At 53.0% G+C, this 13,518-nt stretch carries 13 protein-coding genes and 1 other RNA gene; 12 read left to right on the forward strand and 2 right to left on the reverse strand.

All coding sequences use genetic code 11. The annotated features are described in order from the left end of the window. Window positions 1-82: 82 nt before the first annotated feature. The 11 genes from GM668_RS18755 (at window position 83) to GM668_RS18805 (ending at window position 10,841) form a co-directional block, all read left to right on the forward strand. On the forward strand, window positions 83-658 hold the full coding sequence (locus GM668_RS18755) for an OmpA family protein (protein ID WP_155440477.1): 576 nt from the start codon (window positions 83-85) through the stop codon (window positions 656-658). 3 nt (window positions 659-661) lie between these two features. Beyond that, the gene (locus GM668_RS18760) at window positions 662-2,353 is read left to right on the forward strand and encodes a caspase family protein (protein WP_155440478.1); all 1,692 of its coding nucleotides are present in this window, start codon (window positions 662-664) and stop codon (window positions 2,351-2,353) included. A gap of 10 nt (window positions 2,354-2,363) precedes the next feature. Beyond that, entirely contained in the window at window positions 2,364-2,969 is a 606-nt protein-coding gene (locus tag GM668_RS18765; protein WP_155440479.1) for a hypothetical protein, read from the forward strand. Between the two features lie 80 nt (window positions 2,970-3,049). Next, window positions 3,050-3,745, forward strand: a complete 696-nt coding sequence (gene ubiG, locus GM668_RS18770; protein WP_155440480.1) for a bifunctional 2-polyprenyl-6-hydroxyphenol methylase/3-demethylubiquinol 3-O-methyltransferase UbiG — start codon at window positions 3,050-3,052, stop codon at window positions 3,743-3,745. 5 nt (window positions 3,746-3,750) lie between these two features. Beyond that, on the forward strand, window positions 3,751-4,449 hold the full coding sequence (locus tag GM668_RS18775; RefSeq protein ID WP_155440481.1) for an HAD family hydrolase: 699 nt from the start codon (window positions 3,751-3,753) through the stop codon (window positions 4,447-4,449). 87 nt (window positions 4,450-4,536) lie between these two features. Next, window positions 4,537-5,496 (forward strand): hypothetical protein, encoded by a 960-nt coding sequence (locus GM668_RS18780; RefSeq protein WP_155440482.1) that lies wholly within the window; start codon window positions 4,537-4,539, stop codon window positions 5,494-5,496. A 60-nt stretch (window positions 5,497-5,556) separates the two neighbouring features. Continuing rightward, window positions 5,557-5,914, forward strand: a transfer-messenger RNA (tmRNA) gene (gene ssrA, locus GM668_RS18785). Between the two features lie 171 nt (window positions 5,915-6,085). Further along, window positions 6,086-7,366 carry a tyrosine-type recombinase/integrase gene (locus GM668_RS18790; RefSeq protein WP_170305704.1) on the forward strand — a complete coding sequence of 427 codons (1,281 nt, stop codon included), beginning with the start codon at window positions 6,086-6,088 and terminating at the stop codon, window positions 7,364-7,366. A gap of 675 nt (window positions 7,367-8,041) precedes the next feature. Then, window positions 8,042-8,332 carry a hypothetical protein gene (locus tag GM668_RS18795; RefSeq protein ID WP_155440484.1) on the forward strand — a complete coding sequence of 97 codons (291 nt, stop codon included), beginning with the start codon at window positions 8,042-8,044 and terminating at the stop codon, window positions 8,330-8,332. 371 nt (window positions 8,333-8,703) lie between these two features. Continuing rightward, window positions 8,704-10,032 (forward strand): primase-helicase family protein, encoded by a 1,329-nt coding sequence (locus GM668_RS18800; RefSeq protein WP_155440485.1) that lies wholly within the window; start codon window positions 8,704-8,706, stop codon window positions 10,030-10,032. Between the two features lie 176 nt (window positions 10,033-10,208). Next, a complete protein-coding gene (locus GM668_RS18805; protein ID WP_155440486.1) occupies window positions 10,209-10,841 on the forward strand; it encodes a hypothetical protein in 633 nt (210 codons plus the stop codon). A 484-nt stretch (window positions 10,842-11,325) separates the two neighbouring features. Here the strand turns inward: GM668_RS18805 and GM668_RS18810 are convergent, their stop codons facing one another. Both GM668_RS18810 and GM668_RS18815 read right to left on the reverse strand, forming a co-directional pair. Continuing rightward, window positions 11,326-11,730, reverse strand: coding sequence for a hypothetical protein (locus tag GM668_RS18810; protein WP_155440487.1), 405 nt, complete (start codon window positions 11,728-11,730; stop codon window positions 11,326-11,328). A 10-nt stretch (window positions 11,731-11,740) separates the two neighbouring features. Continuing rightward, complete coding sequence (locus GM668_RS18815) at window positions 11,741-12,250, reverse strand: hypothetical protein (protein ID WP_155440488.1); 510 nt, start codon at window positions 12,248-12,250, stop codon at window positions 11,741-11,743. 143 nt (window positions 12,251-12,393) lie between these two features. Between GM668_RS18815 and GM668_RS18820 the strand changes: the two genes are divergently transcribed. Further along, window positions 12,394-13,011, forward strand: coding sequence for a recombinase family protein (locus GM668_RS18820; protein WP_170305705.1), 618 nt, complete (start codon window positions 12,394-12,396; stop codon window positions 13,009-13,011). Window positions 13,012-13,518 lie beyond the last annotated feature (507 nt).

Genomic DNA, 13,518 nt, shown 5'->3' on the forward strand with positions numbered 1-13,518 from the left:
GTGTAAACGGCAGTATGTACCTGTTGACCAGCGTCAATAAGGAGTAAGATTCTTCACAGCCTTTGCTCTTTACTTACACATCATGAAACGATTCCATGTGCTGCCCGCGCTGCTGCTATGCAGTGCCGCGCTGGCCCAGACGCCTGCCGCCGATCCTTCCGCCCAGCAAATCATCGACGCGCTGAAAGGCAAACCGGCCGCCTCTGCGCCGGAAGCTGCCGCCTCCGCGCCCAAAGTCCACCGCACCCGCAATTTGAACGTGGAAGCGCCCCCGGAACCCACCAGCGCCCCCGCTCCAGCGCCAGTGACGCCACCATCAAATTCCATCAGCCTGGCCATCCAGTTCGATGTGAATTCGGACCGCGTGCAGCCTGCCAGCATGCACACACTGACGGCGCTGGCGACCGCCATGAAATCGCCCGAACTGTCGAAACTGCGCTTTCGCCTGGAAGGCCATACCGATGGCACCGGGCAGGCTGCGTATAACCGCAAGCTGTCCGCCATGCGGGCGGAATCCGTCAAGCGCGTCCTCGTGATCAACCAGGTGGCGCCGGACCGGCTGGTTACCGAAGGCAAGGGTTCCAGCGAACTGGCCAACCCGGCCGATCCTTCCGCAGCGGAAAACCGCCGCGTCCGCATCGTCAGCCTGGAGCCATAACCCATGCGCCTCACTCCCCTGCTGGCCAGCCTGGCCCTTGCGGGCCTCGCTTTGACCAGCGCCGTGCATGCCGCCGCGCCGGCAGCCGGCGCCCAACCCGACCAGCCGCCCAGCCAGCCGCGCGCCGCGCGCCATGCACTGATCATTGCCATTGGCGATTACATGGCGCCGAATGTTCCGCCGCTGCTGGGTGTCGGCCACGACATTGATTCCGCCACGCAAATGGCCACCGCCATGCAGGTACCGGAAGCCAATATCCGCGTGCTGCGCGACCATGAAGCCACATCGGCCCGCATCGAGCAGGAAATCGAAGCGCTGAACCAGCGTACCCGTCCAGGCGACCGCGTCTTCTTTTATTACTCTGGTCATGGCACCCGCTATTACAGCGCGGCGCCGGCCGACAAGGGTTGCGTGGAAGCGCTGCTGCCGGCGGACAGCGTGCCGCTGACCAATGCCAGGATCGCCACGCTGCTCAAGCCGATTTCCGACAAGACTGACAAGCTGATGGTGTTTTATGACGCCTGCCACTCGGGCGGCATTGTCGGCAAGCCGCTGGGCGTGACGCGCAGCCTGGCCACGCCGAAAGGCAAACTGACGCCGAAGTTCTCGCCGGGCGGCGCATCGGACATGTGCTCGAAACCCACCAATATCCGCACCCGCAGCTTGGGCAATGAAGCGGAGAAAACCGGCGCGCTGGCGCATAACATTGTGCTGATTTCATCATCGCGGCCCGATGAAGTGTCGTTCGACGATGAAGATGCGGGTGGTGTCGCCACCCAGGCATGGCGCGACTGCATGCTGCACGACGCCAAAGACCTGGACCAGTCCGGCGCGATTTCCGTCAACGAAATTTCCGTCTGCGCCCAGGAACGCATCGAAGCCCGCTTCAAGGGCAACCAGCAATTTGGCGCGCAGCACATGACCATGGGCGGCAATGCCGGCTTTGTGCCGGGCTGGCTGACCAGTGCCGCGTCGGCCGCGTCCGTGGTGGCCCCGGCGGCAGCCAATACACCGGCAGCATCGGCCATGGCCAGCGCGCCTGCCGCGCCGCCAAAGCCGCCAGCCGCGCCTGCGACGCAGTCCTCGCCGCCTGTACCGGTTGCGTCGGCAACACCCGCCAGGCCAACGTCCGCGCCACCGTCCGGCAAGCCACCGGCAGCAGCGCCCGCCGCCGCCCTGACGGACATCCTGGCGCAAAGCGACCCGCGCCGGAAAGTCACGGTCACGGCGCCGGCCCGCATGTTAAAAATCGGCAAAGATGCGCTGGATTTGTCCGTCACGTCATCGCACGCGGGCTATGTCTATGTTGTGCTGCTGGGGTCGGACAACCAGAGTTATTACATGCTGTTCCCCAACGACCGCGATGGCGACAACCGCATCAAGGCGGGCGAAAGCATCCGATTGCCCCGTCCTGGCTGGCGCATTACCGCGCAGGGCCCGGCTGGCGTCGACCGCATGCTGGTGGTGGTCAGCGCCTCGCCGCGCGATATATCCCAGCTGGGCAATAGCAAGGCTGGCCCGTTTACCTATAACTTGACGGATGCCGGCGGCCGGGCGCGCTTGCAATGGCTGCTGGGGACGTCTGCCAGCCTGTCCAGCCCGGAATGCCAGCCGGGTGCACCGCGCGACAGCGCCGCAGCCGAGCGCTGCTCCGATGCATTTGGCGCCGTGATGACTGAATTCCATGAACTGTAAGGATGCACTAATGAAACTCCAACTGATCCCGTCGGCATTGGCCGTCGCCCTCGCCCTGTCCACGACGGCTTGCGCACAACCGGTCAAGGCTTCGGATGCACCGCCCGCTGTGCCTGCGGCGCAGGCGGCTACGCCTGCCGTCCCTGCCGCACCGGCCCCGGCTGCTGCACCTGCTGCACCTGCTGCACCTGCTGCGGCCGCAGCGCCTGCGCCGGAAGAACCCGCAGCCCCGCCGCCGGCATCGGTGGTTTTCCTGGATTCGTCGCTGTTTGACAATGCCCTGTCCAGCCAGCTGGCCTCCGGCAAAGACCAGGTGGAAGTGGCAATTACCGGCAAGATTTCGCTGAATGCGATTCCGGGCCGTATGGATAAATGGATTACCGCCGTGGCCTCCAAAGGCGAAGTGGCGCTGACGCAGCAAGCGGAAGCCCCGCTGAAGCCGAAATTCGTGCTGGGCCTGCTGCCGACCATCTTTTCTTTCATCAAAATGGCCCGCACGGAAAACCTGGTCGATCCCGCCACGAAATACAATGCATCGATCCAGTATCACCTGGACCGCAGCGGCGAAGCCGTCATCGACAAAATCCTGTTCGTGAAAAAGCCGCCCAAGCAATAACCTGGCGACAAGCGCCGGGGAATCAAGAATTCTCCGGCGCGCGCTTTGGCGTCAGGCAAATGTCCGTTATCATGCCGACTATGAACGCCGACCCTCTCGAACTCCAAAAATTCAGTGAGCTGGCCCACCGCTGGTGGGACCCCACTTCCGAATTCCGTCCCCTGCACGAAATCAACCCTCTGCGCCTGGAATGGATCAACGCGCGCGCCCCGCTGGCGGGCAAGAACGTGATCGATATTGGCTGCGGCGGGGGCATCCTGGCCGAATCCATGGCGCGCAAAGGCGCCAAGGTCACTGGCATCGACTTGTCTGAAAAAGCGCTGAAAGTGGCCGACCTGCACAGCCTGGAATCGGGCGTGCAAGTGCGCTACCAGCTGGTTGCCGCGGAAGACATGGCGGCCCAGGAAGCGGGCCAGTATGACGTCGTGACCTGCATGGAAATGCTGGAACACGTGCCCGATCCTGCCGCCATCGTGCAGGCTGCCGCCACGCTGGTCAAACCTGGCGGCAAGGTCTTTTTCTCGACCTTGAACCGCAACCCGAAGTCGTACCTGTTTGCCGTGCTGGGCGCTGAATATGTGTTGCGTCTGCTCCCAAAAGGCACGCACGATTACGCAAAATTCATCACGCCGGCAGAATTGTCGCAATATATACGCAACGCTGGCTTGCAGGTAGACAGTCTGAAAGGCCTGGGGTATAACCCGTTGAGCAAGATTTATTCGCTTAACGACGACACCGACGTCAATTACATGGTGGCGTGCACACGTCCCGTCTGACTGAAATGACAAATTCACGCTCTTTAACGGCGCCGCGCGCCATTTTGTTTGACCTGGACGGCACGCTGGCCGACACGGCGCCTGACCTGGCAGCCGCGGTCAATTCGCTGCGCGCCGCGCGCGGCCTCGACCTGACGCCGTATGAATTGCTGCGCCCGACGGCTTCTGCCGGTGCGCGCGGCATGATCGGCGCCGCCTTTGGCTTGCTGCCGCATGACGATGGCTTTGAAGAGTTGAAAACCAGTTTCCTGGACAATTATGAAGCGGCCATTGCCGTCCACAGCCGCCTGTTTGACGGTGTGGCGGAATTGCTGGCGGGCCTGGAAGCAGCAGGCTTATCGTGGGGCATCGTGACCAACAAGCCGGCCCGTTTTACGGATGCGCTGGTGCCGTTGATCGGCCTGGGCCACGCTGGCTGCGTGGTTTCCGGCGATACCACGCCGTACCCGAAGCCTCATCCGGAACCGTTGCTGGAAGCTGCCCGCCGCATCGGCATCCCGCCCGAACAATGCTGGTACGTGGGCGACGACTTGCGCGACATCCAGGCGGGCGCCGCGGCCGGCATGCTGACGGTAGCGTGTGCGTGGGGCTATTGCGGCACAACTGAACCGGCCACGTGGAATGCGGACCATTTGCTGGATTCGCCACAGGCGTTGCTGCAGTTAGTGCAATCGGCTCTGTCCGATGCAACAATGGCAGCGTAGTTTCCTGTTAGATATTGCTGTACGGCAATTTCACAACTACTATATGTGTAGGAAGCACCTTGCCCTTCACTAATATCGGAGCATCACATGACTGGCGATGACATGATGGCGGATGCGGCTGCGCAGAGTCACATGCCCCAAAGCTGGGATGTGACGGCAGCCGAATCCAAATTTTACTGGTATGACTTGATCACGGATTTCCCGCCTGCGCCGGATTTCCGTGACCCGCTGGGCCGCTACCTGCGGCGTATGCAATTTGCCATCGAAGGTACGATGGACAAGCGGCTGATTTATTTGTTTGTCAGCCGCCCGCGCCTGCGTTTCGATTTAAAGCGTTCGACCAGCTGGGGTTTCTTTTCGCTCAAATTGACGGTGCCGCTGCTTGTCGGCGCGGACCAGGTCAAGGAATCCATCACGATCGACTTGAAAACGCCGGAGGACGCGACCTTAAAGAAGCCCACGGTGCAGCTGTTCGACAAGTTCATCACGTTGAACTGGGGGTCGCTGATTGAAACGTATTCCGTGCATGACTTGCTGCAAAACTTTGACGTGAAGCTGAACTTCCCGACCAAAGTGCACTATGTCGGCCAGACGCACGACCCGGCCGGCCGCCTGTTAAAAGGCCGCCTGTCCAGCATCAACCGCATCGCCGACCGCAACCAGCCGGACAATGACAATTTCCTGCTGATCCAGCGCATGAACATCAACACCTTCGGCGCCCGCCATCCGATGGATGACGGCACGGAAGTGGCCCAGGAACAAATCCTGAAAGAGCGCATGGACATCCTCGAATGCGTGCTGATCAAGTATTTCGAGGATGAAACCCGCAAAATCCGCAGCCCGCGCGAACAGCTGGCCCGCCAGACCCGCCTGCGCAACCTGGCCAATTCGCACAAGCTGGTAGGCTTGCGCATGAACCTGGGCCTGGATGAAGAGCACGCATTTGACCGCCTGTTCTCGGACCGCGTACCGGAATTGCGCAAGCACGTGTTCGATTGCGCGATCGTCCAGGGTGAAACCACCTTCAAACGGCCGGAAAAGGCGTAAGCAATTGTTTCCATGCTGCGCCTGCGGGCGGATTGCGGTACAATGACATTTCCTATCTGTGGGGACGACCTGGTTTCGACGTGGGTTACAAAGCAGAACAGGGCATACCGAGGCCTGGTTACCTCGTAAATACACCCAGAAATCAATAACTGCAAACGATTCTTCGTACGCACTGGCTGCTTAATGCACCAGCCCTACAGCACCTCGTCCCTCGGGTGTGCTGGCAACAGCAGTAGGGTCACTTAGAGGGAATCGCACTACAACGGGTCACTTGGAGTAGTGTTAAATTTAAGGTGAATCGCCTGTACGGAACGTGTACATCCGTGCCGTCCGGGTTAAATCAAAAGATAGTACTAAGTATGTAGAACTGTCTGTAGAGTGCTTGCGGACGCGGGTTCGATTCCCGCCGTCTCCACCACCCTTTTCTCCAAAGCAATCCAACGCCGTCCAAGTGACGGCGTTTTGCTTTGTATTTCAGTAATTTACGAAGCATCCCTTCTAGTTTCCTGTATAGATTTATCCAACGCCATCCAACGATAATGGGGGTATGCGCGGGGGGATTCCTCCCGGAACAACACGAAAGGAAAACATGGCTGGGGGTATCGGCGAAAAGCGCCTGACAGACAAGGAAATCAGGGCATTCATTGTTAAGGGTGAAACAGGAAAGAAGCTCTTTGACGGAGGCGGATTACACCTGTTCCTGTCATCAGCAGGGACCGCACTGTGGCGCGTTAAATATCGGGATGCAAGCGGCAAGGAGAAGACCGATTCGTTAGGTGCTTATCCACGTACGTCACTTGCCGCCGCAAGAGCCGGACTTATCGAAAACCGGGAGCATCGTTCCAAAGGTATCGACCCAGTACAAGCACGTCGGCTTTGCAAAGTTGCTCGTAGCATCAGTTCGGAAACCACTTTCCAGACCGTTGCAGACGCATGGTTAGAAATGAATCGCCCCGACTGGAGTCCAGTCCATTACCGGAAATCGGCACGCGCCTTTAACCGCGACGTGTACCCCATGCTTGGCAAGCTGCCTATTGCGGATATAACAGCCCCGATGATTGCCGCAACGATGGACGACATAGCCAAGAGGGGGGCGTTAGAAACAGCGCATCGCATCTTACAGCACGTGAACGGAGTATTTCGATACGCCCAAGGCAAGGGTTTTCGATCTGACAACCCAGCCTATCCAGTAAGCGAGTCGCTGCCGAAACCGAAGGAAACTAAACCAGCGGCAGCACTAACAGACGTGAAGGATATTGGGGAGTTTTTACGAAAGGCCCGTCAAGCGCACCTGTCACGATCAGTTTACTTTGCACACCGCCTCTGCGCGTACACTGGAATGAGGATCAGCAATGTCGTCATGGCAACGTGGAAACAATTCGATCTAGACGGCGAGGTTCCGGTATGGACGATCCCACGGGACCGGATGAAGAAAAAGAAGATTCATTTGCCGCCGCATCGGGTTCCATTGCCCAGCCAAATCGTAACAGAACTACAACAACTCAAAGCTATGGGCGTCGGCTCTTCCTTCCTGTTCCCCGCACTGCGCGATCCCAAGAAGCATATTACGGCAAATGCTGTTGAAAAGGCCTACCGGGAAACCTTAGAAATGCGTGGTAAGCACGTCCCTCATGGCTGGCGCTCTGCATTTGTAACCCTTGGACGCGATGCAGGCTTCGATAGAGAAGTACTTCACCAATCAGAAGACAGGATGCATGACGACAAAGTATCCCTGACATACGACCGGGCCGAACGATTCGAATTGCGAATCGAATTGTTCACGTGGTGGGGACAACTACTTGCAAATGCCGAAGCCAATCTATCGGTACAGCGCAAACGCTTACAACCACATGGCAATGCTAGCCTTTAGTAGTTGACATTATTGCACATTTCATCTTAGCCACCTTATGTGATGATAATTATTTGGCAATTACGGCTTTTCGCCTGTACCTAAAGCCTCTTTTCAGTCAGGGTTGCTTTGAGGAATGCACAATTGGGGGTGTTAACTTTTTCAAAATAGTTACACTCCCATCAACTATAGAAGTGCATCGAATAGTCGAAATCGTTAAACAAATCAGCTTGCTTGTTCTATTCTATCCGGCAGCATCCGCTCACAAATCCTTGACAAGAATATCGGGGATGCCAGCCAAAAATCCCATAACCCCCCTTGACATTATGGGAAAAATGAGCTATTGACTTTTAGAATTTCTATGTTAATATGCTCGTATAAATTCTCACAGCATCACGCATTATCCGCTTGCTGAGAGTTTTCCCTTTCACTTATTAACATCCATAAACTTTGGAGGACACCCCATTGACTAAATTAAATGATTCAGCACTACCATCATTCGGTGGCAGGTTAAAAACTAAGTCGTACTACGAAAACATAAATTCGATTATTGTTGCGCTACGTCCAGCCGCAACACTTAGGACAATTGCAAACCATCTCAATAGTAAAGGTTTCAAAACACCATCCAACCTTGACTGGAATAAAAATCGCCTCAGTGATTTCATACGCCTATCAAATTAAACTAAAGGAAAAAGAATGACGAATAAATCTAAATCTCAAGAGACAATTCAGGCGAAACCCATCGACATCGCCCACCCTGAACGTCTGGAAATTATGGCCCCTGCATCGCTAGCACTAGCGCAGGCTGCTGCCCATGTTCGTGATGGATATGTTTTTGAAGACACTTCGATAACTATCTTTAGCCATACAGGAGCCCTTTGCTTTACGTTAGTAAAAGGCGATCCTGACGATTCTATGCTTGAGAGAGCGAGAAATGCGTACGTAGAAGCTTTAGCCCTGCAACAGCATCAAGCCCAACAAGCATAAACCCCGTCCTGCCACCTATGCAGGTGCGCGCCTTTAGCCAGATTCCTGGCCCTTGTAACACCATCACTGTTGACAGCGTTGCTGCCTGATTTCTCAGGTGACGCCCTTGCTTTGCCTGCCATTTCCGGCACAGCAACGCTCCGTCAATGGCCTTTATAGAAAGAGAGATATGAACACATCACCGGCAAAGAGTCGCCGTCAATTGGTATATGCTGGCGACGGTACAGTCCTAGAACGTAAATACATTTACTTGCCACCCCATACATGGGGGGCATTACAGACCCTAGCGGTACGGACCCATCGTTCGTATCACGCGATTATTGAAAACTTGATTTCCCTAGCCAGCGGTGGCTATACCAAGGAGACGATGAATGACCGAAGCAGCACACGCACAGCCTAAGCCAGCCACACAACGCACCAAGACGCACGACAGCATAGTCCGATATCGGACGGAATTAAAGTCGAAGGGATATTGCAAGCTTTTCAACAAGAATTCAGATAGGGCGCAGTTTGTGAACCCTAGAACATATGACAATCCACGCCCAGCCGCATGGGCTGGGGAAGATTTCCTAAATTATTGCCACGAGAACGATTTAGAAGTTCCGGGAAATTACGAGCTATCAGATTTAGTTCGCGGACTAGATATTATCATTGGCAAGGTCTTTGACCCCAAGGATAAGCGAAAGATAGTACCACTACCGGGAACTAGGGATTTTCAATTAAACGTCTATCGACCATTTATTGCAGAAAAAGACCCTATAGCCTTAGATGATACTTTTCACGCATTCTTTAAAGCACTTATAAAGAACGAAAAAGAAAGAAAAATCCTATTTCAGTATATAGCTCATATGGTACAGCGCCCATGGGAGCGCCCATCATGGCACATCATGCTTCCTAGCGACAGTGGCACTGGCAAAGGATTCTTACTGAATGACATTCTGAACAAGATTATACCAAATAACTGGATCGTTGGTGACTTCAAGTCGTTGAAGACGAAATTCTCGGCCAAGCTTGAGACAGGTATATTGGTATGGTTAGACGATCCAGACGATGCCAACCCAAAAACTCAAAAGGGATTGAAAACTATCCTATCGGAAGAGCGTCAATTAGCTGAGGAGAAATATGGCACGGAAAGAATGGTCAATTGCTATGCCAGAATGATACTGGCTTCCAATGAAGCCATCCCTCTGCACATTGACGATCAGGAACGGCGCTGGTGCGTATTTGAGAAGCTTACATACTGCAACAACCTTTCTGCCATCGACGGTAAACAGCATCGAATCGATAACTACATTCGGCCCTTAAGTAATTGGCTAATGGTTCCGGGAGCCATTGAAGCGGTACATAAATTCTTCAATGAATATCCACTTGATGACTTCGATCATAAGAAAGTTCCGATTACCGCGTCTTACTTGGCACTTGTAGAGCAATCGAAAAGCACGGAGCAAGTTATGTTGGAAGAATGGATCGAAACACTCCCTGCGGATAAAAAGTATTTTAGATTTGAAGAGGCTCAGAAAGTGTTTGAGCATACACAGACACCATGCCCTAGACCACAAACTTTAAAGACTCTGCTTGAAATCTGCGGCTTCCAGTCGTACAGATTTAAAAATAAGCACGCACATATGGGTTCTCTATGGTTTCCGTTAGGTATGACCAAGGAACAAGTAATACATTGCTACGAAGCCCCGTCTTTCTAGGCAGGACTAAGGCAGGGCTAAGGCAGGACTCAATTGTTCAGCCATGCCTAGGAACAATGCCTTTAGGTAAAGGCACCACGCGAAGTTCGCACAATCTAGGCAGTGCAGTCAGGGCAAATGGAAATCCTTTTTCTAATACGAAGTACCGAAGGTACGAGTTTATATAGGCAGCGAAAATGACAAACACTAATACTAAGAACGATTCAAAACTTGAAGAAAAGCACGAACCATCAATCCTATCCCTCGGTTATCGCAGGGTCAGAAGTCACGAAAACTTCCCGCGTACGTTCACCGATAAAAGCGGGACGGAGTTTAAGGCTAGAGCGGACTACATTCCCCTTAATCCATCCGATCCGATAATAGAGTTGAAAGGTCACGACCTTAACAGCACCACATCGGTTACAACATCCCGCTCCGCACGACAGCGAGCAATAATGCAGTTCCAATGGAAGCATCGCCGCTTACCGAACGACAAGGAGGATATCTATATCGGGCTGAAATCAGACTTTAACCATTCAAGCACCAAGCACAGCATCGTCAGTGCCAGTATGCAACCGCTAGACTACGTTATCGTGTTCACCGTATGGCCATCCGATAAGGCGATCCGAGATATGGCAAGGCTTGGTATCGTCTGGTGCATGATAGACGCCCTACAAGCCTTCCTGCGCATACGTAAGCTGGCACTTGGTGGCATCCCTGTTACCTTCACGCAGTACGACCCAAAGGGTGCGACAGAACACATGCAGTACTTGTACGGCATACGGCATGCGAAGCAGCGCAAATATCACATTACGCAGACTGTCCATTAAGCGCGCCCTTTTTGTTTAAGACATACACCTACTTTTTCGCTGTTACAGCAGACCCAGCTTCCAAGAGAGCGACATCGCAGGGAAGTGTCTACATACGACCGGGCAAAGTTCCTTGCCGCCGTTGCTGCTGATGCAGCGGCTGAGAAAGCGTTACGTGATGCTGTGGCCGCTGAATTGACCGCAGGAATACCACCGTTTTAACCGCAAGCGATACCTAAATATTTAATATTCACATCTATCAATTCGAGAGGTCTTTTCGAGGCATCAAAATATGGCATGTACACTCTCATTTCAGCAAAACGGGGATTGCGCAATCAAAAAAAATATCTCCGCATTGCACTCATCATTATTTGCACAAAAGGCAAAAAAAACCGTTTTCCGACCTTACTGGAATGGTACTTTCACAGACATATTATACGGCTATCGAACCCAGCAACCCCTCCATATTAATTAACTTCAGCAACGTCAGCCATAAAGTATGACATCACTTAGCATCTTTTTCGCCACCCTTCCCCTCTTGCAAGTCCTTTATGAAAGGCGGACTAAATAACGAGGAATTTATGTGATTTTTATGCAAATCCATTTTTAACTTTGTAAACTCCTGCCTGTATTCCTCTGGAATACTCGGATTTTCCAGAATGGAATCTGTTCGCTCGATAGCCTTTTTAACAAATCTATCTTTCAAATACCAAGTACCCCACCTTTCAAGATAGGCCGCCACCCTCTCCGCACTCAGCGCTAGAGGTACGCACATTGCGGATAGAACCTTGCTTAGCTCACTTGGATCCATATTACTAACTAATGCGCTGAGACCAACCCCAACAAGCCCTCCAATAACTGACGACGTTGGCGTAATAGAAGATTTAGAGTTGCCATTTTCATCAGACATTGGCACACCTTTAAGGTTTCTTCATTCTATTTACAAATTCGTTAGAAGCAGCTTGGAGCAATCTTAAAAATCGTGGGAGCATATACATAAATGATTTCTCATCGGGCATAAATTGTTCAATCGAACAATGAACTTTGTCCCCACTAACATATGTTTTAGCTGCCTTTAGCGTTTCAGTTACAGTGTTCGCGCTTTGTATAGCTTTTTGATAATGCTCAGGCTGCGTTACCCAAAAACCGGGATAGCCAAGACGTACATAGAGCGGATCTGTGGTATCCACATCAATGTAATAATCTCCACCTTCGAACTTAAACCGGACCGTGGAATTCTCAAGTGTGGCCCGATAGCCCTCTTCGGTTAGTCGAGCTTTAATAACACCGATGTCCATACTTACTCCCAAAATGCTACCGAAAGCCTTTACGCGGCAGCTACTATCAATCAATGCATTGTTGCGCATGTGAATCATTGCGTCAACGTGCCTTAACCCAGACCTGTCTATAAATCCCGCCGTCTTTGCCATGGTCTGATTTGCCTATAGGCTAACAAGCACCACTTCAAAGCAACTAAAACGGTCTGAATACAAAATAACAGACTGCTTATAGCAGACTTTTTATAACAGACTGTGTAAAATAGACTTCAAGCCAACTTCTTAAGGTCTAAACCGTGTTCACTCGTGCTTACCTCCGTGCCAGTACTGCCGAACAAGACGCCTCCCGTGCCCGATCCCAGCTCGAAGCCTTCGCAACAGAACATGGCATTAAGGTGGCGGCTTGGTATACCGAAAATGAAAGCGGAGCATCTCTACAACGTCCTGCACTGTTTGAACTGATTAACGATGCAAGTGTTGGTGACATGCTCTTGATCGAACAGGTAGACCGACTATCCCGACTGAATGAGGCCGACTGGAATACGCTTAAGCAAGAGTTGGGCAAGAAGCAGATCAAGGTTGTGGCTTTGGATTTGCCTACATCATGGATGATGACTTCTACTGACGAAAACACAGCACGGATGTTCAGTGCCATTAATGGGATGATGCTGGATATGCTTGCTGCAATTTCCCGTAAGGATTACCTGACTCGTCGTGAACGCGCAGGACAGGGCATTGCCAAGGCCAAAGCCGAAGGGAAATATAAAGGTAGGAAGGAAAATGTGGACCGCAACGCAGCGATACAAAAACTGCTGGGTGCAGGCGTTAGCTGGAACGACATCATAGACACCATGAATTGCAGCCGTGCCACCATTGCCAAGCAAGCAGCCCTGATGAAGGGCCGGACACTCTAGCTCACGCAAGTGATATTCTAGCGCCAGCCTAGACCTGTTTACGGTGTAGCACAGGGTGTTCAACACCGTCACCGCGCTATCACCATTTTAGGGCCAAACTGGGCCTCTTCAAATGGGGAGCACAGGGTGTTAAACACCGTCACCGCGCTTTAGCTGATTTTGGGATCAATCCGGGCCTGTCTACAAGGCCGCACAAGGTGTTAAACGACATCACCGTCTTATCGCTCATTCTGGCCCTATACCGGCATGCCCCCTGAGTGCAACGGGGTGTTGAAGAATGTCACCGTCCTTTAGCTGATCTTAGGGCCATATTGGGAATGCTTTCCGACTGTCCGGAACTGTTAAAACACACAATCACTCTTGCAGATATCTTGGTGTCAATCCGGGACTTCTGTTGGGTTAGCGCCGGACGTTAAACCAAGCAATGGCACTGCGTATTTTAGCGCCAAAGCGGCCCTACTTTTGAGCAGCCCCGCCTTCTTAAACCACACACTCGACCTTGCAGCA

Origin of the sequence: Pseudoduganella ginsengisoli, assembly GCF_009720865.1 — a bacterium.
Taxonomy (GTDB): domain Bacteria; phylum Pseudomonadota; class Gammaproteobacteria; order Burkholderiales; family Burkholderiaceae_D; genus Rugamonas; species Rugamonas ginsengisoli.

What these genes read in the sequence shown, in the direction of transcription:
- GM668_RS18755 (WP_155440477.1), top strand. Translation starts at nt 83, where the DNA reads ATGAAACGATTCCATGTGCTGCCCGCGCTGCTGCTATGCAGTGCCGCG.
- GM668_RS18760 (WP_155440478.1), top strand. Translation starts at nt 662, where the DNA reads ATGCGCCTCACTCCCCTGCTGGCCAGCCTGGCCCTTGCGGGCCTCGCT.
- GM668_RS18765 (WP_155440479.1), top strand. Translation starts at nt 2,364, where the DNA reads ATGAAACTCCAACTGATCCCGTCGGCATTGGCCGTCGCCCTCGCCCTG.
- ubiG (WP_155440480.1), top strand. Translation starts at nt 3,050, where the DNA reads ATGAACGCCGACCCTCTCGAACTCCAAAAATTCAGTGAGCTGGCCCAC.
- GM668_RS18775 (WP_155440481.1), top strand. Translation starts at nt 3,751, where the DNA reads ATGACAAATTCACGCTCTTTAACGGCGCCGCGCGCCATTTTGTTTGAC.
- GM668_RS18780 (WP_155440482.1), top strand. Translation starts at nt 4,537, where the DNA reads ATGACTGGCGATGACATGATGGCGGATGCGGCTGCGCAGAGTCACATG.
- GM668_RS18790 (WP_170305704.1), top strand. Translation starts at nt 6,086, where the DNA reads ATGGCTGGGGGTATCGGCGAAAAGCGCCTGACAGACAAGGAAATCAGG.
- GM668_RS18795 (WP_155440484.1), top strand. Translation starts at nt 8,042, where the DNA reads ATGACGAATAAATCTAAATCTCAAGAGACAATTCAGGCGAAACCCATC.
- GM668_RS18800 (WP_155440485.1), top strand. Translation starts at nt 8,704, where the DNA reads ATGACCGAAGCAGCACACGCACAGCCTAAGCCAGCCACACAACGCACC.
- GM668_RS18805 (WP_155440486.1), top strand. Translation starts at nt 10,209, where the DNA reads ATGACAAACACTAATACTAAGAACGATTCAAAACTTGAAGAAAAGCAC.
- GM668_RS18810 (WP_155440487.1), bottom strand. Translation starts at nt 11,730, where the DNA reads ATGTCTGATGAAAATGGCAACTCTAAATCTTCTATTACGCCAACGTCG.
- GM668_RS18815 (WP_155440488.1), bottom strand. Translation starts at nt 12,250, where the DNA reads ATGGCAAAGACGGCGGGATTTATAGACAGGTCTGGGTTAAGGCACGTT.